Consider the following 22,587-nt stretch of genomic DNA (forward strand, 5'->3'; position numbering starts at 1 on the left):
TAACCTTTACAGGCATTTCTAGATATGATACACTTACTTTTGGCTGTTTAGCCACAGAAACAACATTCCGCTGTCGAACCTGAGAATGAATGTTGGCGAAAGGATAGAATATATTATGCGCCAAAACAATTTAATTGCTAAGATCAACCAAGAACAATTACGGGACGATGTTCCAGACTTCCGTGCCGGAGACACTGTTCGGGTTCACGCCCGGATCGTCGAAGGTACCCGCGAACGTATCCAATTGTTCGAAGGTGTCGTAATCAAGCGTAAGGGTGCTGGCATCCAAGCAACTTACACGGTACGTAAGATCAGTAACGGTGTCGGTGTGGAACGGATCTTCCCATTACACTCCCCACGTGTTGCTAAGATTGACGTTATTCGTCAAGGTCGTGTACGTCGTGCTAAGCTCTACTACCTCCGTGAACTTAACGGTAAGGCAGCGCGGATCCCAGAACGCCGTCGCAACTAGTTACATTCAGAGAAAGTCAATCACTTCGGTGGTTGGCTTTTTTGTTTTACAGAGCCTTAGATAGCTTACGTGTGTACAAGATGGTATAATGTACACACGAACGAAAGGGAGGTAATTTTTATGATCAACCCAGAGAAGCTAAATGGACCAGTAAAGTTATTTAAAAACGGAAATTCATATGCTTTTCGACTTTCTAAAAGCGATCGTGAGTTTTTAAATGCAGATGGTGAGACTGCTTTTGAAAAAATTATATCCCCGGATGGCAAGGAAGTTACTTTTAGAAAGATCGAACAGGTTAGACCGAATGTTTTAGAGGCAGCTAACGAGTTGTTCGATGAGCATGAAGACCTGATGAAAAGGCTAGAAAACTTATGATTTTTCTAACTAAGGAAGAGTTTGTCGCCTTAAATAAATTGGTTTTAAATCGGGCACACAGCCAATCTTTTGGGGTTCAGTACCCGCAAGGCTTAGACATACTGGTTGAACAGCCCCAGCAAGTAATATTTGGGAGAGAATTGTATCCTAGTATCTGGCTGAAAGCAGCCTTTATTATTCAAAAACTAACCAAGAAGCACGTTTTTGTTGATGGGAATAAACGAACTGCACTTCTATCAGGACTAACCTTCCTGAAGATTAATGGCTATAAGCTACGTTTTAGTCAGGAAGAAGGGGAAAAGGTAATTCTGAGTGTCACGACTAGCTTGGATAATGAAGAAATTATGATTACGCTTGCTGAATGGTTAAAAGCGCATCAAGTTTAGGCAGTGACGATACGGGAGTGTATGTTAATGGATTTCCAAAGTGCCCTTACCTAGCCGTAGATGGATAGGTAAGGGATTATTTTATAGGTGTTTTAGTCATCAAATTTATCCATTTGGATTTCTTTCAGTGGTTGGGTTAGTCAGTCACGTTGCGTTGATGGCGACGTTGTACGAGCCAGAGTAAGAAGGTACCGCCATCGAAGACGAGGAGCCCAATCCAGGAGAACTTTAAGGAAAGGGCGTTAGCCAGGGTGGCAAAAATCAGTGAACCCAAGGGAACGGTGAGCTGAACGACCGTATAGAAGGCACTGATAATGGACCCAATCGATTCCTTGGGTAAGTCATTGATCATTTTTCCTTGGACCTGGGGATTGAGAATGCCTGTTAAAACACTTGAGACGATTACCACAAGAAGTAAGAGCGCTCGACTTTTAAGAAACAGGATGTTTAGCGGCATTAAGCCGTACGTGGCGTAAATCAACACAATACCGATGGGGATGTTAAAGCGTCGAGTGAGTCGTCCGGGTAGGAGTGAACCGACGATACTCCCCACGGATTCAACCATGCCGACCAAGGCGACGGTATAACCGTAGTTGATGAGCAACAAGCGGGGTTGGTGAGCGAAGGACAGGTTCAGCAAGACCTCCTGACCCGCATCGAAGAGATTGATTGCCATAAAAACTTCGGTGAATTGGATGATGCTGGCGTGTTGTTTGAGTAACTTAAAGTTGTGACGAGTTTGGTGAAAAAAGTGGCGAATGCTAGCGGTGAAACCAACTTGTTTTGGCACAACGACCTGGCTACTAGCTAGTATGGCAAAATGGCGGCGAACATGAAAGAGTAAGGCAAAGGCTAGGAAAAAGGAAGCCGCATTGACTAGTGCAAATAGGCTGTAGTGATAGTGAAAGGCGGCTAGCAGTGCGGCGCCAATCAGGCCTCCAGTGATAGAAATCGTCGCGTTAATGCCGGCTTCAAAGCCCGCCGCTTCCGAAATGTCTTTGGGCACCACAATATCTTTGATGATGGGGATGGCCCCATACGTGTTGTAACTGCTGATAAGGCTGACTAGCATACTCAGACTCAGAATAATAATGAAGCCCGGCCAGTTACCCTGGGCTAACAGTATTAGGCTGATGATGAGGTAAAGCAGGCCTTGAATTAATCGGTTACGAAGCTGTTGCCGGAAGTGATTGGTCGTTTGATCCGCCAGATAACCCATTAAAATGTCTAGCAGGAGCGGGAAACTTCCCGCAACTGAAGCCACACTAATGGCTAGACCTGGATGTGGCATGTGTCGGGCGTAAATGACGAAGACAATGCCAAACAGTGAGGAGCCAATGGCACTGATGATGTTGGCCAGCATAAAGATTCGGTAGTGGTGGTTGCGAAAGAAGACTTCCACGGGTGGCTCGCTTCCTTTGTGGTGGAATTTTTAGTGAGTAGTCGACCTATCTGATTCGATAAGAAATTTCTAGTCCTGACGATACACGGATAATACCGGTAGGGCAAAAGGGATGGCCTGGTTTTTAGATGTTGGTCCACAAGGCTAACCAAGGGAATTAAAGTAGGCGCCAGTACGCTCTAAAAACACGAAATAGCATGATTCCGATAATTTTTCGGAATCATGCTATTTTTGAAATCCAAAGACTTTTAAGAGCCAACTTGTTGTACGGTACTCGTTTTACGGCGACCAAACGTCCGTGACCAGACAGCACCGTAAGCCTTATCGAACAGCCAGCCCAACAGCAGGGTGGCCGCCAAGACCGCGATGAAGTAGAATACGGGTTGATCAGCCAGTCCCGTCTGCTTCAAGAGCATCATGGGGATGCGCTGTAGGATATAAATGGCGAACATGCCGGGACCCCCAATGTAGGCGAGAACGGGGTTATGAATCTTAAAGCGCATGGCCAACCAGACAAAGCAAAAGGCAAACATGATCCCCGCAATTTGATAGCTAACGAGGCGAATTGGACCAGACATTTTGGCACAGACCAGGTAACTGGCGGCAAATACGAGGAACGCGCCCAGTCCCACGGCCAGATAGCGGAACCAATTTCGACAAACCGCCTGCTCAATCGCCGGCTTGTAGTGGGCGTAGAGCACCCCCGCGACGTAACAGAAGACGGTGCTGGCATAGTATTCTGGCAGGAGCCAGCCGGCAACGACCATGTAGACACCGCTGCCGATGATGATAAACGCGATGGCTCGACGGTTATTGGTTGGAAAGAGTTCCCACGCCAGGTAGGTCAACAGGTAGAGAAACAAAATGATGAAGATGTACCAAGCGCTGTTCCCAATCGTGGCGAGCCCCAAGTAACTTAACAGAACATGTGGCAGGGGCACCACGTTCTGGGTCAACAGGCTAATGATGAGGTAGATTGTGACGGCCACCGCAAATTTTAGCCATAGGAACAACAGCCGATGTTTGGGGAAAGTTTTTAAATAGTTGCGACCCCGTTTTCCAAATTGGACATAGATGCCATAGCCGGAGAAAAAGAGAAAGGTTGTCACAATAAGTTGGCCCTTGACCAGCATCCAAATCTGGGTGAGCTTAGCCAGGTCGTGTGGCAGGGGGATGTACGTCATGAAGTGGCTAAAAACCACTAATAATAGGAACAATCCGTTAATGGTCGTGGTGGTCTGCCGGTTCAGGTCGTCCACATCCGGGCCGCCTGGACGATACCGAAGCGATGCCGCAAAACTGATAATGATGATTAGTAAGATCAAATCCATTTGACTGAAAACCTCTCCTCGTAATGGTTAAAGACTGGCATTCCCTTTGTCAGAATGACGGGTGGCCGGTTGAGCTGTGTGTAGGCTTAGCGATGGTCACGCCATTACCGGTATTTATGTAAACAATATTAAAACCAAAACGGCTGCATGATGATGGTCAGCTTAGTCGGTTCAAGTCTTAATAACGTACGCTGTTCTTAATTTGGGATAAGTACCATTATAGTTAGAAAAGAGTGAGATTACAATCACTCAGAAAAGTTTGTGTTGCGTGATGAGGACTAGATGCTTAAGTCAAAAAGGGTGGTCTGATTTGTAGGTGTTGGCTTATTGACGAAACAAATTGGCCGTTTTATTCATTTAAATTAAAATTCAGTGATAAATCAATGATATAATACTAATCAAAAGGGAGGGATTCGCCATGAAACAGTGTCTGGTCATGCTTTACCCAGGGCTTTGTAACTTTGAAATTGCGGCGTTAACTGAAATTTTGGCCTTTGAAGAGGATTGGCACCTGACAACGGTCGGGGCCGAGCAGCGTGCTTATCAGGGGGAAGATGGATTGGCCATCTTAGCGCAAAAGGATTTTTCCCAGGTGGATCTCTTGGCGGCTGACCTCCTGATTCTTCCCGGAATCGACGACTACCACGAACCGTTGGCAGATCCCCGTAACGCCGCCTTTCTGGCACAATTACAGACAACCGCCAAGCGACCCATCATTGCGGCGATGTCGAGCTCCCCAATTCTATTGGCCAAGGCGGGGCTTCTAGCAGACACCAAATTTACCGGAGGCATCTTTGAGGAAACGTACGCCAAGAACGCGTTTATTCCAAAGCAAAATCTGGTCCGTCAGCCAGTGGTGGTTGATAACGGCATTATCACATCGAGCTTCCAATTTTTCCGCGAGTTTGCGATTGCGGCGGCTCGGGCCTGTGGGATTCAGGTGGGTGACCGTTTCTTGGAGCCGGCGCGGACGGATCGGCCCTATACGGCTGAAGAGCTGACTTACCATTTTGCCGGGTAAGTCAGCTAGAAAGCGCCCCTTTGTAAAATAAAGGCAGTAACACAGAGTAAAAGTTAACGACTTGTGAACAGTCCATGGAATCATCCCGGCATCAAGTCAGAAGGGATGGCCATCATGAAAAACCAAATCGGTTGGTACTTGCGAACCCTGCTCAAGGGGGCGTTCATCCTGGGTCTCCTGTTAGCCGGGGCCCTCGAGCATACCCGAAGCGGCTGGAAGCTGCCTATCTCGGGATTTACTCTTTGGGTAGGTCTGAGCTGGCTCCTCGGTTACCCGTGGCTGCGCAGAAAGTATCGGGACATGTACAGCAAAAATGGTGAGCGCTTTGAATCATACAAATACCGTGCGTTGACGCTGCACCATCAAGACATGAGCAACAGTCACGTGAATCGGCGGTGGACCACGAACGGCGTGTCGGCGAATCCCTGGGAGTACACCATGGGCGAAACACAAAGCACCGATGAGATTCTGAACCCAATTCTCGTTTTTGCCGAACATTTATGGGCGACATTTTTACTGATTCTGTTTGGGCCCGTGCTGGTGGCGTGGTCGCTGCTGGTGTGGGCGGTCCGATGGGTGAAGGCACAAGTTAATTGAATAGACAAAACCGGACGCGATGGGGGTTAAACCCTTGCGTCCGGTTTTTAAATGCGGTTAATACAGGTTGCTAGACTTTACGTGGACAACTTTTTGCGTGTGCGTTTTGTGATGGCTGTAAACCAAGGCGGATTCCTGGTTGCCGGCCGTTGGGATGTAGGCTAGGAGAACCTTTTGCTTCTTGCCGTTAAATTTCAAAGAGGTGACTTGGTAGTCGGGACTGACCGTGTAGTTGTGGGCCAGAAACGACGTCCAGCCGTGGTTGCCACTCATCATGGTAAAGGCCTTACCGCCCGTGGCCTTGATCTTAAAGGTGGGTGACTGGGTGAAGCCCTTTTTCAAATAAGGAAAGTTCCAGTTGGCACTCTTCTTACTGTGGTCAACGGAAAACTGGTATGTCTTCGCGGTTAGTTTGATGTGTTGATACTTTTTAGCCTTGGCGTTGTAGGCATACCAATTGCCCCGCAATGCCGTAGGAACGGTGTCACGTGGTGCGTAGGCAGCGGATGCCGAGGTCGTGCCAGTTACGGTTAATCCACCGAGGGTCAAGGTTACCAGAGTCGCGGTCAATAGGGCTTGCTTCGTTAGCTTATGCATAGATACTAATTCTCCTTTTAGTTGGTTGGTGGTTCTTCTAGAGTGTATGCCTCAGCGACTAGTTTAGCAATGCGTGCGTCAGGTTATTAACGGGCAGCTACAGCTAACTAACTGGTCGGAGTCAACCACGTCCGTTTAAAAACGGACGCTTGTGAGAACCACACCCTTTGGCATGGCGACCACAATTTGCTTAGATACGGCGCTAGCCTACGAATAGGACTTATCCGCTAATTACCAAAGCCTTTTAGGTCCGCAGGTTGCCAGACGGACTCATTTCTTACAGGGTTGCTAAACCCTTAGCTAAAATGTTTTTAGCTGCATTATGATCACGTACATGAAATGTCCCACAATTAGGGCACGTCCACTTGCGGTCAGCCAACGTCAACTTATTCTTGCCGACCATGATGTACCCACAGTGGCTACAAGTTTGCGTCGTATTTCGGGGATCAATCGTCAAAAATTTCCGGCCGTATAGGTCAGCTTTGTAAGCCAACATGCTCAGTAAAGTTCGCCAACCAACGTCTGAGATGCTCATTGCCAAGGCGTGATTCCGCAACATATTTTTACTCCGCAGTTCTTCAGCTACGACTAAATCGTGGTTTTTGATCAAGGCCGTAGAGACGTGGTGCAAGAAGTTTTTACGTTGGTAGGCAACTTTGAGCTGTAACTTAGCTACTTGTAGCCGTTGCTTTTGATAATTCTTTGATTCTGACAACCGCCGTTGACTCTTTTTAGCTCGTCTAGCTCGCCGTGACAGTTTTCGTTGGGCTTTAGCCAACTTTCCTTTAATCATTCGGTAGTAACGGGGGTTATCAATCGCTTGTCCATTGGAGTCCGTCAAAAAATTATCAAGATTCAAATCAATGCCGACTTTAGATTCAATCTCAGGATGCTTAGCAACAAAGGGGTGTTCTGATCCAATCTGTAGGGACACGAAATAATGACCCACAGCGTCCATTGAAACTGTTGTCGTTCCAATTCTAATGTCATTAGCTCGGTCTAAAATCTTCGATGGAAGTCCCTTGAAACGGAGACGGCCTAGTTTGGGTAGCCATAGGTGGTGAGTGTCAGTTAGTCTAACGCTACCATTTTTCATAGTTGGAACTGTCACTTTGGCACTGTAAAGACAAGATGTCTGATAACTCTGCGTGTAACCACGCTTATGAAATTTAGGTGTCCCCGCCTGATGAACCTGATGGAATAGCTTCCAGGCAGTCTTATAATTCTTGATAGCGTTGGCTTTCATCAGGCTATCGAAGTCTGGATGATTGAGCCAGCCGTGGATATTGGAGATAGCAGTCGATGGTTTCTTCAGACGCTCGGTCAAATCAGCGATTCGCTGCAAAACAAGCGTGATTGGCGTGTTAACTTTCTTCAGCCAGAATAGGTCAGTGTTCATCCCATTCATTTCGTTATAAATAAAGCGACTCGCATCACTGTTACGTTTAATCAGACGTTTCTGTTCGGTTGAAGGAAAGACCCGAACCTTAACCCCATAATGATAAGGTAATTGTGCCATCGTTTTCGTCATAAACTGCCACCTCCTTTTACTTGATAGTAAGCATATCATATGAGTATACTGTGTCCATAGCAAAACGTCTTATAATAATATTTATGGAGGCAACATATGAGTAAAAGCAATGGTAGAGGAATCCACGAACGAGGTTATGTTTACAACTTTCATTTTCACTTGATCTGGGTCACCAAATACCGACACGAAGCGTTTATAACGCCAAAGCTAGTGGCTGAAATGACCGGCATTCTAACGAAGATAGCCCGACTGAACGAAGTGACAATTGAGCAAATGGAGGTAATGCCTGATTATATCCACTTACTACTAAGCTTTAAGCCCAAATACGCCCCAACCAATATTGTCAAAGCCTTCAAGGGCGGTTCCGCCCGCCTATTCTTTGAACTACATCCAGAGATAAAGGCTCAAAAGTTCTGGGGTGGACATCTTTGGTCCCCTAGTTATTTCATGAGTACCCTTGGTGATATGAGCAAGACAACCGTGGAAAACTACATTGCTAATCAGCAAAAGCCATAGTGGCATTCATCCCTTGTTTGAAAACAAGGGAATTCTGCCAAATTTATATTAAAAAAGGCACGTTGACAGATTCGGGTCAGCGTACCTTCAATGACTAAGTTAATAAGACGATGAAAAGAATGCTAAAAGCAACTTGTAAAACTAGGATGGAATAGGTCTCCGGTTCCTGGTAGAGTCGATTGAAAATCATGCCCAGTATTGTCGAAATACTCGACAGCACAAAGATGACGGCTAACACACTGCCAAGCAAAACCATCACATGCTGGGGCGCCCTCATTATCAACGCTACTGCTACAATTAGAAAAGCATAAAAATCCACAAAACCAATGCGAAATAGGCCCTTGAGACTCGGCCGTAAAAGATAATTCAATTTCCCCGCTTCTTTCCCTGGAACGATTGGCACCAGCCGCTAACCCTAACATCCTACGTCAGGCTTGAGACGACCGACTAGTGTTAAAATCTGATGAGAATTTGCCTCTACACTTAGGAGTATACAACACTGACTTAATATTTCAAGGGGAAATGGACAAAGAGACTATGAAAGCTCAGGCACGGTGACCCTGGCGAACCCCAGCAGGGCGAGTAGTGTGAAAATGGCACCCACGAGAAACACGCCGCTTACACCGATCACGGCAGAAATCAGGCCACCCAGCATCATGCCAGCGGGGAGGGCCAGGTTAGATGCCGCTAGCATGGCACCGTTGACGCGCCCCAGAATACTGACGGGAGTGGTTGACTGGATCAGCGTGAAAACGGCCACGTTGATGGTCCCAGCTCCCAGGCCAATGAGCAGACGCATGATAAAGGTCATGGCGACGGTCGGCAGGGCTACCATGCCGATGACGGCCACACTAACCAGGGTGAGGGAAAGAATCATTTTACGCTTGAGCGGGATCTTCAAGGCAGCGGCTGCCACGTTGCCGAGAATCACGCCAACCATGAGGGCTACCTGCATGACGCCGTAAACGAAGCTCGTGCTGTGCAGGTTCTCTCTGACCCAAATCACGTTGAGACTCATGATGGGCCCTAGCGCCAGGTTGATGATCAAGGCCAGTGTGCAGATGGCGCGGAGTATGGCGGTTCGGTTGATATATTTAAGACCGGCATCCCAGTGGTCCTGCGGGTCGCTAGCGGCGGACATGGCGAGAACCTCGTGGTGTTGATGGTGAACGACGGAGACGCAGAGCAACGAGATACCAAATGTAGCGGCGTTGAGCCACATGAAATCGGCCAGAGAGGCCCACGCAATCAGCGTGCTGCCGACCAGCATGCCAATCATCTGAGCGACCATGGTGCACCCTTGGTTTAAACCATTTGCTTTGGCCAATGACTCGCGTTCTACCAACTGGGGAATCAGGGTATCTTCGGCGGGGTTAAAGAAGGTCCCAACAAACCGGGTGGCAAAGAGAATCAAAATGAACGGCAGGAGTGTGATGGTACGCTGCCCGTAGATGGCACCGGCGACCACCATGATCAACATTTGGCAGACGTCGACACGCCGCATAAGTTGCGTTTTCACGTGTCGGTCGGCGACAAAGCCGGTAATCAGATTCATCAAGACCAACAAGTTAAAGGCGCCGGAAATGATGCCGACCAATAAGGAACTCTTGGTCAAATCGTATAGGTACCAAGCAATCGCAATGTCAAATAAGTTATTTCCAAAACTAGAGACTGTTTCACCGGCCAATAGGATGTAGAAGAGTCGGGTCATGGCGTTACCTCCCCAGATATAATTGTGTTTCATTATAAAGGGTGTCATAAATGGTGTGGGGACAGGGAACTTGGTAAGTTCAGTGTAGAGATGATTCACGATGATTGTCAGAAAAATCAAAATAGTTCTTGACGATTAGGATATTTACGTGTATAGTTACTTATTAGAGTTTAAGAGATGCTAATAACGTGATTCAGAGAGATTGGTTAGCAAGCCGGAGTTTCTTAGATTTTAAAATAGTCCGCTCGTTCGCAAGGAACGAGGGGCTATTTTTTTGCGCTTTTTTAGGTTGGAAAACGCCGCGGGGCCTGATTTCGGGCCGTCACTGCGCGACAACAGTTTCACCCCAAGTAGGCTTGCCCGGTAATTCGGTTAGTGAGTAACGTAATTACCCCCGAATCTTTGGGGTTTGTCCGCAGAATCGCTATCATGGGTATCAGAATTCAAGGGAGGTCTGAGCCATGAAAACCACGACGCGTACGCTATCGGGACTGGGGATGTTGATCACCCTGGGTATCGTCTATGGGGACATCGGCACTTCACCGCTCTACGTCATGAACGCAATCATTGATGCGGCGGGCCGGCGGGGGATGACGGCCGCGACGCCCATCATGTTGGGAAGCGTCTCCCTGATTTTTTGGACGCTGATGTTGATTACCACGATTAAATACATTCTGTTGGCGATGCGGGCGGATAACCGCGATGAGGGCGGTATCTTTGCCCTGTACGCCTTGGTGCGGACACAGGCCAAGTGGTTGATTGTTCCCGCGCTGATTGGTGGTGCGGCCATTTTAGCAGACGGGACGTTGACCCCCGCGGTGACCGTGACCTCGGCAATTGAGGGGCTCAAGGGCCAGATGATTGGGCCGGTGCATTTCAGCGTCAATCAGGGCTGGGTCCTACTGGTAGTGACCGGTATCTTGCTGGGACTGTTTCTGATTCAACGCTTCGGCACGCAGATGATTGGCTGGTCGTTTGGCCCATTAATGTTGATCTGGTTTAGTTTTATTGGGGTGATGGGTCTGCAAAATTTGCTGGCGGTGCCGGGGATGTTACGGGCATTGTCGCCGGTCTACGCTGTGAAAATTCTCTTTAGTCCGGTCAACCGCCAGGGAATCTTCATCCTGGGGAGCATTTTCCTGGCAACGACCGGGGCGGAGGCGTTGTACTCAGACATGGGGCAGGTCGGCAAGCGCAATATTTACGGTACCTGGCCGTTCGTGTACGCCATGCTGATGCTGAGCTATTTGGGCCAGGGGGCATGGGTGATTCGCCACGGAGCGGCCTTGGCAGCGGCTCATCCGGTGAACCCCTTTTACGCGATGGTCCCGGCACGCTGGCAGTGGTTTGCGATTGTCATTGCTACGATTGCGGCCATCATCGCGTCGCAGGCGTTGATCACGGGCTCCTACACGTTGGTCCACGAAGCCATCGGGCTGAAATTACTGCCGCGGCTGCGGATTAAATTTCCGGGCAACGTGAAGAGTCAGCTGTACGTCGGTGCGGTCAATTGGTTGCTGTGTGCCGTGACGCTGAGCATCGTGTGGTTTTTTCAAACGTCCAGTCACATGGAGGCGGCGTACGGCCTGGCCATTACGCTGACGATGTTGATGACGACGTTGTTGCTACACGCCTTTCTACTGCAGCGGGGTCACCGCGTCCTGGCACAGGTGTACGTGGTGGCGTTTGGCCTGTTGGAAAGCTTGTTTCTGGTGGCCAGCTTGGCAAAATTTGTGCACGGTGGGTACGTGACGGTATTGCTCACGCTGGCGATTCTGACCGTGATGATTTTCTGGCACGCGGGCAATCTACGGCGAGATGCGCATTTGGCAGAGGCGGAAAACGTGTCGCTGATGGACTTCGTGCCGCAGCTAGACGCGTTGAGCCAGGACGACCAGGTGCCGCCGTTTGCGACTAATTTGGTGTACATCGGGCACGTGGGGACAGATTATGCGGTCAAGCGGGCAACGGTCTACTCCATTTTGGACCAGCAGCCCAAGCGCGCCAAGGTCTACTGGTTCGTGACGGTGAACGAGACGGATACGCCGTATGAGTGCGCGTACACGGTGGAACAGCTGGGGTCGCGGAGTGTGATGGACGTGCAGCTGTACCTCGGATTCAAGAAGCCCCAGCGGTTAAACGTCTACTTGCGCCAAATTGTGAATGACTTGCTAAAGGAGGGCTTGCTGGACGACCAAACGCCGCGATATTCCAGTATTCCGGGCCGGCGCGTGGGTAATTTTAAGTTCGTCATGCTGAACCAGCAGTTCCAGGACCTGGGTGCGCAGGAGGACTTGCCAACACTCGACCGCCTGCTAATCGGCGGACGCTTGCTGCTGCAGCGAATTTCACTGTCGCCACAACGCTGGTACGGCCTGGCCTTCAGCGACGTGGTCGAGGAGCGGGTGCCGCTGTTCATTGGTCACCAGCCCGACCGGACCTTGCGGCGGAATCGGGTGGAGTAGTGATAGAGAGCTTGAGGCCATCTTCCTGTTGAGCGGAGGTGGCTTTTATTATAAGATTTATTGCGGATTTGGCGGATGGCGTTTTAGTAATTGTTAATGGGTTGTGACTGAGGTATGCTAGAGAAGCAAGTTAAAGGAAAACAGCACTTTTGGAAAAATGGGATCCCGGTGTGACGGCGTTTGTTTAGTGTATTCCCCACGGATGTGGGGGTGATCCGCATGCAACAGCTTCGTGGCAAAGAAGGTGCACGTATTCCCTACGGAGGTGGGGGTGAATTTTAGTGTTATTTAGTTTTGTCAGCGGGGTATCGGAATATAAGGTTGGCCCTTAACAAGGCTAACAGGTCATAGCACCATATCAGTTGAAAGATACATTGATTTAAAAATCAAAGTGTTTTTTAATTATCATCAAGCTTATAGCGAATTTAGCAGATGACGTCTTATTTGTTGCTAACAGAGTATCACCAGAGTGTGATGAGAAAATGGCACTTACCATATTGAAACATCAAGTGTTAATTATTAATCGGATATGGGGAAAAAAGATGAAATTATTTGAAAATATGAAGCTATCACGAGGCACTAAAGTTCTTATGGTTATGGCAGTGGTCGCAAAAGTCATCGAGTACCTGCTTGATTATCTTACGAATCGTTGTTCTGAATGATTGTTTCTAGAGGGCTTAGCCACGTTTAATTTGAAAAGGATTCCTCTAGTTGACCGCAACACAGAAAGAATGACCACTTAGACTAAATAGAGGATGGCATCTTCGAAAAATAAGGATGCCATCTTCTATTTGGTTTGTTTCAATGCAAAACAGCCAACAAAAAAGGAAACCCCGAAAACAAAGGGTTTCCTCACAAAGCACAAATCAATTAATTTTCGTCAGCAGGACTTTCATCCTTAGAAGCACGCTTTTGTGCGTTGTAGTAGAAGATCCAGGCGACGGCCCCGAAGAAGATAGGCCCGATGATCGTCCAGAAGGCGGTCATGTAGTCGTGATCCAGGATTGGTTGGAGACAGGTAAACCCAATCCCACCGACCAAGATGACCAGCACGACCGTCACAATGACGTTCGTCCACAGGCGACTCTTGAAGATGACAAATGGCCGTTCTAGGTCCGTCCGACGCTTGAAGAATGGGAAGGCCCCAATCAAGAACAGGTAAGGGAAGGACGTTGACACGTTCCCCATATCCGTCAAAATCAAGTAGAACTCGTTAGCCGCGTTACCCCCAAAGGCAACCAGGAAGATGAACACAGCAACCACGATAGCTTGGACCCACATCGCGTAACCGGGCATGCCGGCCTTGTTTAACTTCGTCATCCGGGCTGGCCACAATTTTGGTGAAGACCCGACGATGAAGGACTTCAATGGTGAGTAGACCAGAACGAAGAAGGAACCCAGGTAAGCCATGAACATGCTCAACCCAGTTAACCGGGCTAACACGTGGCCCATCGTCAATGAAGCAGCACCGGAGAGGCCCATGGCTTTACCCAAGACCAGTCCCAAGTTGTTCATCAACACGTAGGTAATGTTCCCCAGGTTGACTTGACTCTTGCCCAACACTTGGGTCCAGTTGGCACTGATCCCCCAGAGGAAGATGGACAGGGAGTACATGATGGTAATGGCAATCGTTGAAATGATCAATCCCTTAGGGAAGGTCTTTTCAGGCTTGTCCATACTGTCGGTGATGCCTCCCATGGATTCCATCCCGGCGTAGGCGAAGACCGCGTACGTCACGAAGGATAACAGCGCCATTGGTGAAGAGAATTGCGGATTTGGCGAGGCCACGAAGCTGTGAATCCCGTTGATGGGTTCAGCGAGTTGACCGTGATTTAAAATGACGATCACGATGCTGGCGATGAAGAAGACCCCGGTCAAGATCATCACGAAGATCCCCCCCAATGAGGAAATCTTAGCGATGGAGTTGATTCCCCGTGATGCGAAGAAAGTCACGGCGAGAATCCACACGATTCCCAACAGACCGATTGTTTGCGTGGAGCTCAGTCCTAAGAAGGACCAAGTTTGCGTTTGGTCGGAGCCGGAAATCAGCGTTGACAGGGGAATCCACACCTTCGTTGAGGTTGATAACATCCAGATGATCCAGGATGACAGCCAAATGAAGGTCCCAATGAAGGCCCATTTTTCACCGATGGAACCGGCTAACCAAGAATAAATGCCTCCCTTGGCTTCCTTAAACGAAGACCCGTATTCCGCCAGCATTAAAGCACTTGGCAAGAAGAACAGGAGTGCCGCTAAAATGTACCAGATGATACTTGCGTAACCCATTTGATCATAGGCAACCGTCGTGTTGGCAAAGCCGTAGATGGCCGTGAAGATCATTAAGATCAGACTCGAAAGTCCAATCTTCTTTTGTTTAGTCATTTTTAATATCTCCCATTATATGTGGTGACGATTGGTTCACCCGTCTTATAAATTAAGGTCCTGATGGTAATTCAACGGACCCATGTCGGTGGCCTTGGTGATCAAGGTCGCGGCTAGCTCGCGGTAGCGCTTAATTCCCAATGTAGCGTTCGCGTTCGCCTGTTGCGTTAAGTAATGGTTGAGCTCGATGCCAGTCAGCTGTTGACCGGTGGCATCCGTTTGTTTCACGGACTGTTTAAAGGCAATCCGCAGGTCCTTTTGCACGGCACTGACCGTTGGCCAAGCCTCGTGGTAGTGGGCATCCAGCAAGACGCTCACTAACTTGTAGACCCAGTAAGCAGACTGGTCGTCATAGGTTTCGGCGCCCAAGTGATAGGCCTCTGGCGTGCTGTCGATGCCGGCGTAGAAGGGCACGTAGACGCTCTGTGCGGCGACACCCATGGCCAGCCACTGAATCCCAGCCAAAGCGGGATCCATGTCGGGCCGGAGCTGAAGCACGTGAGATTCTTGGGTCTTGGCCAAACTGATTGGCCGAAACGCAGTCTTCTCAGTGGCGGAACCGGCACCCACCGGATCGTACGGCGTGCCCTCGAAATGGCTGCTCAGGTAGGCCTGGGCCTCGTCCACAGCCAGCAGGTGGTCGGCGTACTGAATAAAGGGAAGCTTAAATGATTGCGGTTCTTGGGCCACTTGAGGGGTGAAACGACGTTGGCCGTCCCAGACCCGTGGCGTATTGTAGTACAGATCCGACTGATCCTGGGTCCCAAAGATGTCGCGCCAGATGAACCGGTCACTGTGCGGGTTCAGGTGGTTGGTCACCACAAAACGCTTGAGATTCCGAGCGTAAAGGAAGTTCGCGTCATCGTGGAAATCAATAGCTTGAATCGCCATTTGATTGGCGACGACCGCGTAACCGTTAGCCGGGATCCGCTGAGCGACCCAGTAGTGACCCGCACCCGTTTCCAGGTACCAGGCTTCCTGCTGGTCGGCAAACAAAATACCGTTGGACTCGCTGGTCCCGTACGTTTCGACCAATTGGCCGAGGCGTAAGACACCTTCTCTGGCCGTCTTCACGTAGGGCAAAACGACGGTCACCATGGCTTCTTCACCGATGCCGTCTTTGACCAACGGATCGGCGCCAAGAACGCGTTCGTTGGAGTAGGTACTCTCCGTGGCGCTCATGGCCACACCGTACGCGTTGATACCATCTTCTTCAAACAGACCATACTTGTCGGTCCATTCGGGGGTGGCGGTGTACTTCGCAGCCGTCAGGGGCAAGGGCATGGTGAAGCCGTTGTCGGTACTGACAAACTGTTGCGGCGTGGTTGTGGTCTTCGCAGGGTGGACGACGAAATGCTTGGGCCAAGCGGCCTTGGCATCTTCGTTACGCCCAATGATGACCGAGCCATCCACTGTGGCCCGGGGACCAATTAAAATACTGGTACATGCGGAATAATTCAATAGGGGCTCTCCTTTCTAAATTTGATTAGACTACAGTCCTAATCCTAGCATGTTTATTTTCGGTTCGATTAATTTCGGGGCGTTTTTAATTATTTTGTTTATAATTCTCATAAAAATAAATATTTATGCAGAAAGATTGCAAGCACTCCGGGGCTTTTGTGGTTAGTTGACCCGGCAAAGCCCCTCCTATCGCTGGTCAACGGCCCGTCGTTGTGGTTAAATAATTAAAACGACACAACGCGTGAGAGGAGTATAAGATGAGAAACACATTAGAAAGTAGACGCGAATTTGGGAAGCATCTCTTGATTTTAATTGGGTCCGCGCTGATTACCGCCATCGCCCTGAATGAATTTCTGGTTCCGGGGAAGATCTTTAGTGCCGGAATCAACGGGATTTCCCAGATTATTTCAACGTTATTAGAAATGGGTGGCATTCACCTGAGTACAGGGTGGTTCATCCTGCTGTTCAACATCCCCATCGGCCTGTTAGGCTGGTTCAAGGTCGGCCGGAGCTTCACCATCTACTCGATTGCCGTGGCGGTCCTGACCTCGCTGCTGGCCATCGTGGTGCCCGTCAACAACATCTCCAACAATTCCCTGTTGGCGGCGCTGTTTGGCGGTATTCTGACCGGAATTGGCGTGGCCTATCCCCTGAAAAATGGGTTCTCGACCGGGGGCATGGACATCGTCGCCGTGGTGCTGGAGAAGACCACCGGCCGGACGATTGGGACGCTCATGATGATGATCAACTTTAGCATCGTGATTTTGGCCGGATTTTTATTTGGCTGGGAAAGTGCTTTATACACAATCATCTCAATTTATGCAATGTCACGGGTCGTCGACAGCATTCACACCCGGCACCAAAAGCTGACGGCCTTCATTGTCACCACGAAGCAGGATGCCGTCATCGACGAACTGAATCAGACGCTGATTCGTGGGATCACGGTGATGCCGGCGTTCGGAGCTTACAGTCGCAAGGACAGCGCGGTCCTGATGACCGTTATTTCTCGGTATGAACTGTATGCCTTGGAGCACGCGGTCAAGGACGTCGACGCCAACGCCTTCGTGAACCTGGTCAACACTGTGGATATTGAAGGAAACTTCTACAACGAAACGGAACAGTTGAAGCTGAAGCAAGAAAGCGTCAAAAAGTAAGCTGATTCTTGCTCCGACACGGACTTACCGGTATAATATGACTATTCACATACAGAAGGGAACGAGATTAAATGCCAATTGTTAACATCGATTTGATTGCTGGCCGTTCACAAGACCAATTGAAGGCCTTGGTTCAAGACGTCACCACTGCTGTAACCAAGAACACCGGCGCTCCAGCCGAACACGTGCACGTCATCTTACGCGAAATGCAGCCTAACCGTTACGGTGTGGCCGGCGTTTTGAAGAGCGACGAAAAGTAATAAATATTTGCGAAAACTTATAAACCGCCACCAAGCCCGATATACCGGTATTGGTGGCGGTTTCATTTTGAAAAACGTTTGGCTAACGCGGTCGTTTTCGGTATACTAGTAACAAGTGCGACATCACGGCAAAATTAGGCCGTCGCTAACGAACGAATGAATGGAGAGTTGAACGATGAGTGATCAACAATACATGATGGCAATTGACGAAGGGACCACGAGTACCCGGGCTATTTTATTCGACCGGCACGGCCAAATTGCGGGACAGGCACAGCGTGAGTTTCACCAGTACTTCCCACAACCAGGTTGGGTCGAACATGATGCAAACGAAATCTGGAATGCGGTGCAATCCGTTATTTCTGATGCGTTAATCGATTCAGACGTACAACCTTACAAGGTCCGCGGTATCGGGATCACCAACCAGCGGGAAACGGCGATCATCTGGGATAAGAAGACCGGCGAACCCATTTACCATGCGGTTGTTTGGCAATCCAAGCAAACCAGTGAGATTGCGGACCAATTAAAGGCCGATGGCTATGCCGACGCCATCCACGAGAAGACCGGGCTGGTCATCGACTCCTACTTCTCCGCTACCAAGATTCGGTGGATCCTCGACCACGTTGACGGGGCCCAGGAACGCGCTGAACGCGGCGAACTGTTATTTGGGACCATCGACACCTGGATCCTCTGGAAGCTGACCGGGGGCCGGGTCCACGCGACTGACTACACCAACGCCAGCCGGACCATGCTCTACAACATCCACGACCTGGCTTGGGACAAGGAAATCCTGGGCTGGTTGAACATCCCCGAATCCCTGTTGCCAGAGGTTCGGTCTTCCTCTGAAATTTACGGCTACACCGCGGGCTACACGTTCAGTGGGGTTCAGGTGCCGATTGCCGGAATCGCCGGAGACCAACAGGCCGCTTTGTTTGGGCAGACCGCCTTTGACAAAGGGATGATCAAGAACACGTACGGCACCGGGGCCTTTATCGTGATGAACACCGGTGAAGAACCCACGCTGTCGCACAATGGGTTACTGACCACGATTGCTTATGGGCTAAATGGCAAGGTGACTTATGCGTTGGAAGGGTCCATCTTCGTGGCCGGTTCCGCCATTCAATGGTTACGCGATGGCATGCGTTTCTTTGAAAATGCCAGCGAGTCCGAAAAAATGGCCGTGGACGCCCAGACCACGGGCGACGTCTACGTGGTCCCTGCCTTTACCGGGTTGGGCGCACCTTACTGGAACCAGGAAACACGGGGCGCCGTCTTTGGCCTGACTCGTGGCACCACGCGGGAACAATTCGTCCGCGCCACGGTCGAAGCCATTGCGTACCAAACGCGCGACGTGGTCGACACCATGACCAAGGAGACCGGGTTGAACCTGCAGTCCCTGAGTGTCGATGGTGGGGCCGCCAACAACAACTTCCTGATGCAGTTCCAGGCGGACATTTTAAACACGCCGATCAAGCGGGCCGCCATCAACGAAACGACCGCCCTCGGCGCGGCTTACCTGGCCGGCTTGGCCGTAGGCTTCTGGCCGGACATGGATACGATTCGCGCGATGCACAAGTCGCGAGATGAGTTCGTGCCGCAGATGGCTGAAGATAAGCGGGCGCGCTGCTACAACGGCTGGCAAGCGGCCATCAAGGCCACGCAAGCGTTCCATCAAGACTAATTGAAAATAAAACGAAACGGCTCACCACTGCAGCTTGTAGACGGGTGAGCCGTTTTTCGTTAGAGATGGGGGATATGAGGATGCGTAGAGGATTGTGGTTAGTGATTGGGGTGCTCGTTGTCGGTGGCCTATGGGGCTGGGTCGTGGTGAGCGACCCCAGTAGTGCCCAGGGCCAAGCCTATGCAGAACGCACGGTCAACCGGGATTTGCGGACCCACCAGTGGTCTAAGATTAAGGCCTTAACGGGCAACGACCAGCAGCTGTTGCGGCGCCTGCAGCAACACCCTAAAATCACGGTGACTGTGCAGCCGGATGGCGATTGGCCGGCCAGTTGGTACATGGGCACCATCACCGGGACCAAGTGGCACCTGTTACTGAAGGTCCACCGGCAAAAGATTGATCCACTAGGCCTGGTTTCCCGGTTTCGGGTGACCAAGATGTGGCGCGACAATTAATCGAGGCAGTCGCCTAAAATGGCGCGGACGGTTTTGATCCGGGCGCACCAGTCGTTTTCTAAGTAGTTGGTATAAGGTTGGCTAAGCAGAAAGGCTAATAAGTCTTGCTTTTGCGGCTTGTCCAGGTAAACGAAGGTCCGCGGCGGTACGAATGTTGAGTCAATCGTCCGCAGTGTCTGCGCCGGTAAGGTGGGCAGCGTTGCCACGGCTGAAATGGGGATGGCAACGCCCGCCATGCCCAGGTAATCCTCAATGGCCTGGGGGTCGTCGTGCTGGAGCTGTTGGCCCAGTTCGGCGAGTTTTGCCGGTGTGGCCGAGAGCGGTTGCGCACAGCGCACGAACAGCGTGACGCCGCCATGGGTCCCGGTCATGTGCACGAAGCCCTGAAAGGCGTGTTTGAGAAAATGCTTGCGATATTCGAGCACCTTCTCGCCGAGCCGAATCTGTTCGGTCGGCAGGGGATGCAGGGAGAAGAGAATCGTTGGCAGGTTGGGGTCGTAAAGGGTTTGAATCGTGGGACGCATGGGGAAACCTCCTTTGGTCTTGGTTCTAGTTTACCATTGTCGCGAGTGATTCGTGCAGGGGTTTGACGCTTGCCCGAAACCTTAGACGCAAAACTGGCCGAACGGGTTGCGGGAATTGTGCGCGCGTTCGGGTTACAATGGGGATAATCGATTAAGTGATTGAATCATTGAAGGAGGAATCTGCGATGGCAGTCTTGACGGCGGCACAGAAAGTTCAAATTCTTAGCGACCTGGTGGCGATTCACTCGGTCAACGATAACGAGGTGGCGGTGGCCACTTACCTGCAACAGTTGTTGGGTGAATACGGTATTGCGGCGAAATTGTTGCCGGTGAATGGCAACGCCCAACGTCCTAATTTGGTCGCCGAAATCGGCAGTGGTCGCCCAGTCTTAGGTGTTTCCGGGCACATGGACGTGGTCTCACCCGGTGAGGTCGGTCAGTGGCAAAGTGACCCATTCACGTTAACGAACCGTGATGGTCGGTTGTACGGTCGCGGGGCGGCGGATATGAAATCGGGGCTGGCCGCGTTAACGATTGCCCTGATTGAGCTGCACGCGGCCGGGCAACCCACGCATGGCACGATTCGTCTCATGGCCACGGTGGGCGAAGAGGTCGGCGAATACGGCTCCCAGGCCTTCTATGAGGCAGGGACCATGGACGATGTCGATGCCCTGTTGATTGGGGAACCTACCGGCTACAACCTCTTCTCCTCGCACAAGGGCTCGATGGATGTGCGGCTGACGGCCAAGGGCCTTGCCGCTCACAGCTCGATGCCGGAGTTAGGCGCCAACGCGATCGATCCGCTGCTGGTGATTTTAACGCAGGCCAACCAGGCCTTCCGGGAAACGCCCAAGGAAAACGCCTTGCTGGGTAAATTGGCGTTCAACACGACCATCTTCTCCGGGGGTAATCAGGTCAATTCGATTCCCGAGGCGGCCACGGCCGAGATGAACGTGCGGACGATTCCGGAATTTGATAACGCCGCGGTGCGTGAGACACTTCAACGCCTGGTCGACCAGCAAAATGCGCAGGGCGCCCAGGTGACCATGGACATCTATATGGATCAATGGCCGGTCGAAGAACCGCAGGACAATCCACTGAGCAATTTAGCGGCTAAGCTCGGGGAGCCATTTGCCGGTGAACCAATTCCGAAGCTGCCACTGCCCGCCGTGACCGATGCGTCCAACCTGTTAAAGGACAAGGGCAACCAGTTTCCGTTCATCGTCTTCGGTCCCGGTAGCAACACGGCCCATCAAGTTGATGAATATGTCGACCGGCAAATGTTCTTGGACTTTACGGAACTGTACCAGCAGTTATTGCCTGGTTATTTAAAGCTGAAATAATAAATTGTGCCTAACAAAAAGTCGTCACCTCAACGTTTTGAGGTGACGACTTTTTGTGATTTATTCGGCTAATTTTAGATAGTCTTGCAGGTAGGTGGCGAGGCCGTCGTGGTCGTTGTCGAGCGACGTGACGTCCTGGGCCAGACCCTTGATGGCTGGGGTGGCGTTTTGCATAGCCACACCCCAACCAGCGTAATCGATCATGGCCGTATCGTTGTGCTCATCACCAAAGGCAATGATGTTCTTGCGGTCCACGTGGTACTGGTGGGCCAGGAAGTCCACGCCGGTTGCCTTCTGCACACCCTTAACGCCCAACTCAACGACGGCGTTCGGGCCACCCCAAGGGGCAGCGTCAATCTCATCACTGAAGTTGTGTTGCAGGTAGCTCAGCAGGTGTTCTTGATGGCTACGGTCGACCGCTACCGTCAAGCTCGTGGGATTTTCGGTCAACGTCTTTTGGTTCAAGATTTGATTGGACTGTAAGACGGAGGGGAAGAAGCCCACTTCAACGGGTTGGTCGCGCACGGCCAGAAAGAGGTTCTTGCCTTCCGCGGCAATCATGTTGATGCCCAGTTCTTCGCGGTGGGCCAGCAGGTCAAAGGCCACTTCCTTGTTAAAGGTATATTGGTATTCGTCCGACCACTGTTGGTGGGGGATGTGCCCCAGACTGCCGTTAAAGTTGATCATCGGGCCATCCAGGTGCAACTCATCGTAAAAGTTGGCCGAGATTCGGTTCGGTCGGCCGGTCACAATGCTGACGATGTGACCCGCTTCTCGGGCTTGGGTCAAGACGCGCTTGGTCTTGGCAGAGAGCTGAGATTCTGCATTTAAAGTCGTGCCATCCAAGTCAATGGCAATTAATTTTCTTTCCAAAGAGAAACACCTCGCAATTTCGTTGGTTGATTGGATTCACGTTCAAATAAAAC

General features: G+C 50.6%; 21 protein-coding genes. 12 read left to right on the forward strand and 9 right to left on the reverse strand.

The genetic code is table 11. The features are described from left to right. The first annotated feature begins 115 nt into the window (after positions 1-115). The 3 genes from rplS (at position 116) to EKM84_RS00160 (ending at position 1,233) form a co-directional block, all read left to right on the forward strand. A complete protein-coding gene (gene rplS / locus EKM84_RS00150; RefSeq protein WP_048736156.1) occupies positions 116-472 on the forward strand; it encodes a 50S ribosomal protein L19 in 357 nt (118 codons plus the stop codon). Between the two features lie 120 nt (positions 473-592). Beyond that, a complete protein-coding gene (locus EKM84_RS00155; RefSeq protein ID WP_125762417.1) occupies positions 593-847 on the forward strand; it encodes an AbrB family transcriptional regulator in 255 nt (84 codons plus the stop codon). Further along, positions 844-1,233 carry a type II toxin-antitoxin system death-on-curing family toxin gene (locus tag EKM84_RS00160; RefSeq protein ID WP_125762419.1) on the forward strand — a complete coding sequence of 130 codons (390 nt, stop codon included), beginning with the start codon at positions 844-846 and terminating at the stop codon, positions 1,231-1,233. The genes EKM84_RS00155 and EKM84_RS00160 overlap by 4 nt, the downstream gene beginning before the upstream one ends. 136 nt (positions 1,234-1,369) lie before the next feature. Here the strand turns inward: EKM84_RS00160 and EKM84_RS00165 are convergent, their stop codons facing one another. Together EKM84_RS00165 and EKM84_RS00170 are read right to left on the reverse strand one after the other, a co-directional pair. Beyond that, positions 1,370-2,635, reverse strand: a complete 1,266-nt coding sequence (locus EKM84_RS00165) for an MFS transporter (RefSeq protein WP_125762422.1) — start codon at positions 2,633-2,635, stop codon at positions 1,370-1,372. Positions 2,636-2,883: 248 nt separating this feature from the next. Then, the gene (locus EKM84_RS00170) at positions 2,884-3,966 is read right to left on the reverse strand and encodes an acyltransferase family protein (RefSeq protein ID WP_125762424.1); all 1,083 of its coding nucleotides are present in this window, start codon (positions 3,964-3,966) and stop codon (positions 2,884-2,886) included. 418 nt (positions 3,967-4,384) lie between these two features. On the opposite strand from EKM84_RS00170, the gene EKM84_RS00175 reads away from it, so the two are divergent. Both EKM84_RS00175 and EKM84_RS00180 read left to right on the forward strand, forming a co-directional pair. Next, entirely contained in the window at positions 4,385-4,987 is a 603-nt protein-coding gene (locus EKM84_RS00175; RefSeq protein WP_125762426.1) for a DJ-1/PfpI family protein, read from the forward strand. Positions 4,988-5,101: 114 nt separating this feature from the next. Beyond that, entirely contained in the window at positions 5,102-5,584 is a 483-nt protein-coding gene (locus tag EKM84_RS00180) for a hypothetical protein (RefSeq protein WP_225418103.1), read from the forward strand. A 57-nt stretch (positions 5,585-5,641) separates the two neighbouring features. Here the strand turns inward: EKM84_RS00180 and EKM84_RS00185 are convergent, their stop codons facing one another. Both EKM84_RS00185 and EKM84_RS00190 read right to left on the reverse strand, forming a co-directional pair. After that, a complete protein-coding gene (locus EKM84_RS00185; RefSeq protein ID WP_125762428.1) occupies positions 5,642-6,181 on the reverse strand; it encodes a hypothetical protein in 540 nt (179 codons plus the stop codon). Between the two features lie 277 nt (positions 6,182-6,458). Continuing rightward, the gene (locus EKM84_RS00190) at positions 6,459-7,712 is read right to left on the reverse strand and encodes an RNA-guided endonuclease InsQ/TnpB family protein (RefSeq protein WP_125762430.1); all 1,254 of its coding nucleotides are present in this window, start codon (positions 7,710-7,712) and stop codon (positions 6,459-6,461) included. Positions 7,713-7,808: 96 nt separating this feature from the next. Between EKM84_RS00190 and tnpA the strand changes: the two genes are divergently transcribed. Further along, positions 7,809-8,228, forward strand: a complete 420-nt coding sequence (gene tnpA / locus EKM84_RS00195; RefSeq protein WP_125762432.1) for an IS200/IS605 family transposase — start codon at positions 7,809-7,811, stop codon at positions 8,226-8,228. A gap of 535 nt (positions 8,229-8,763) precedes the next feature. Here tnpA and EKM84_RS00200 read toward each other — a convergent pair. Further along, the gene (locus EKM84_RS00200) at positions 8,764-9,939 is read right to left on the reverse strand and encodes an MFS transporter (RefSeq protein ID WP_164511256.1); all 1,176 of its coding nucleotides are present in this window, start codon (positions 9,937-9,939) and stop codon (positions 8,764-8,766) included. 461 nt (positions 9,940-10,400) lie between these two features. Here EKM84_RS00200 and EKM84_RS00205 point away from each other — a divergent pair, with 461 nt between their 5' ends. Then, the gene (locus tag EKM84_RS00205; RefSeq protein ID WP_125762436.1) at positions 10,401-12,404 is read left to right on the forward strand and encodes a KUP/HAK/KT family potassium transporter; all 2,004 of its coding nucleotides are present in this window, start codon (positions 10,401-10,403) and stop codon (positions 12,402-12,404) included. 870 nt (positions 12,405-13,274) lie between these two features. Here the strand turns inward: EKM84_RS00205 and yjeM are convergent. Continuing rightward, positions 13,275-14,786: a glutamate/gamma-aminobutyrate family transporter YjeM gene (yjeM, locus tag EKM84_RS00210; protein ID WP_125762438.1), complete on the reverse strand. Its 1,512-nt coding sequence runs from the start codon at positions 14,784-14,786 to the stop codon at positions 13,275-13,277. 45 nt (positions 14,787-14,831) lie between these two features. Next, positions 14,832-16,247, reverse strand: a complete 1,416-nt coding sequence (locus tag EKM84_RS00215; RefSeq protein WP_125762440.1) for a C69 family dipeptidase — start codon at positions 16,245-16,247, stop codon at positions 14,832-14,834. A 257-nt stretch (positions 16,248-16,504) separates the two neighbouring features. Between EKM84_RS00215 and EKM84_RS00220 the strand changes: the two genes are divergently transcribed. The 4 genes from EKM84_RS00220 to EKM84_RS00235 all read left to right on the forward strand — a co-directional run bounded on the left by EKM84_RS00220 (position 16,505) and on the right by EKM84_RS00235 (position 19,794). Continuing rightward, on the forward strand, positions 16,505-17,401 hold the full coding sequence (locus tag EKM84_RS00220) for a YitT family protein (protein WP_125762442.1): 897 nt from the start codon (positions 16,505-16,507) through the stop codon (positions 17,399-17,401). A 71-nt stretch (positions 17,402-17,472) separates the two neighbouring features. Beyond that, entirely contained in the window at positions 17,473-17,661 is a 189-nt protein-coding gene (locus EKM84_RS00225; RefSeq protein WP_011667624.1) for a 2-hydroxymuconate tautomerase, read from the forward strand. Between the two features lie 175 nt (positions 17,662-17,836). Then, the gene (gene glpK / locus EKM84_RS00230) at positions 17,837-19,339 is read left to right on the forward strand and encodes a glycerol kinase GlpK (protein WP_125762444.1); all 1,503 of its coding nucleotides are present in this window, start codon (positions 17,837-17,839) and stop codon (positions 19,337-19,339) included. An 80-nt stretch (positions 19,340-19,419) separates the two neighbouring features. Further along, complete coding sequence (locus EKM84_RS00235; protein ID WP_125762446.1) at positions 19,420-19,794, forward strand: hypothetical protein; 375 nt, start codon at positions 19,420-19,422, stop codon at positions 19,792-19,794. On the opposite strand, the gene EKM84_RS00240 is transcribed toward EKM84_RS00235, so the two are convergent. Further along, positions 19,791-20,318 carry a hypothetical protein gene (locus EKM84_RS00240; protein WP_125762448.1) on the reverse strand — a complete coding sequence of 176 codons (528 nt, stop codon included), beginning with the start codon at positions 20,316-20,318 and terminating at the stop codon, positions 19,791-19,793. The genes EKM84_RS00235 and EKM84_RS00240 overlap by 4 nt on opposite strands. Positions 20,319-20,503: 185 nt before the next feature. On the opposite strand from EKM84_RS00240, the gene EKM84_RS00245 reads away from it, so the two are divergent. Next, positions 20,504-21,661 carry an ArgE/DapE family deacylase gene (locus EKM84_RS00245; RefSeq protein WP_125762450.1) on the forward strand — a complete coding sequence of 386 codons (1,158 nt, stop codon included), beginning with the start codon at positions 20,504-20,506 and terminating at the stop codon, positions 21,659-21,661. A 60-nt stretch (positions 21,662-21,721) separates the two neighbouring features. Here the strand turns inward: EKM84_RS00245 and EKM84_RS00250 are convergent, their stop codons facing one another. Further along, on the reverse strand, positions 21,722-22,534 hold the full coding sequence (locus EKM84_RS00250) for a Cof-type HAD-IIB family hydrolase (protein ID WP_125762452.1): 813 nt from the start codon (positions 22,532-22,534) through the stop codon (positions 21,722-21,724). Positions 22,535-22,587 lie beyond the last annotated feature (53 nt).

It is taken from the genome of Levilactobacillus mulengensis, assembly GCF_003946045.1.
Classification (GTDB): domain Bacteria; phylum Bacillota; class Bacilli; order Lactobacillales; family Lactobacillaceae; genus Levilactobacillus; species Levilactobacillus mulengensis.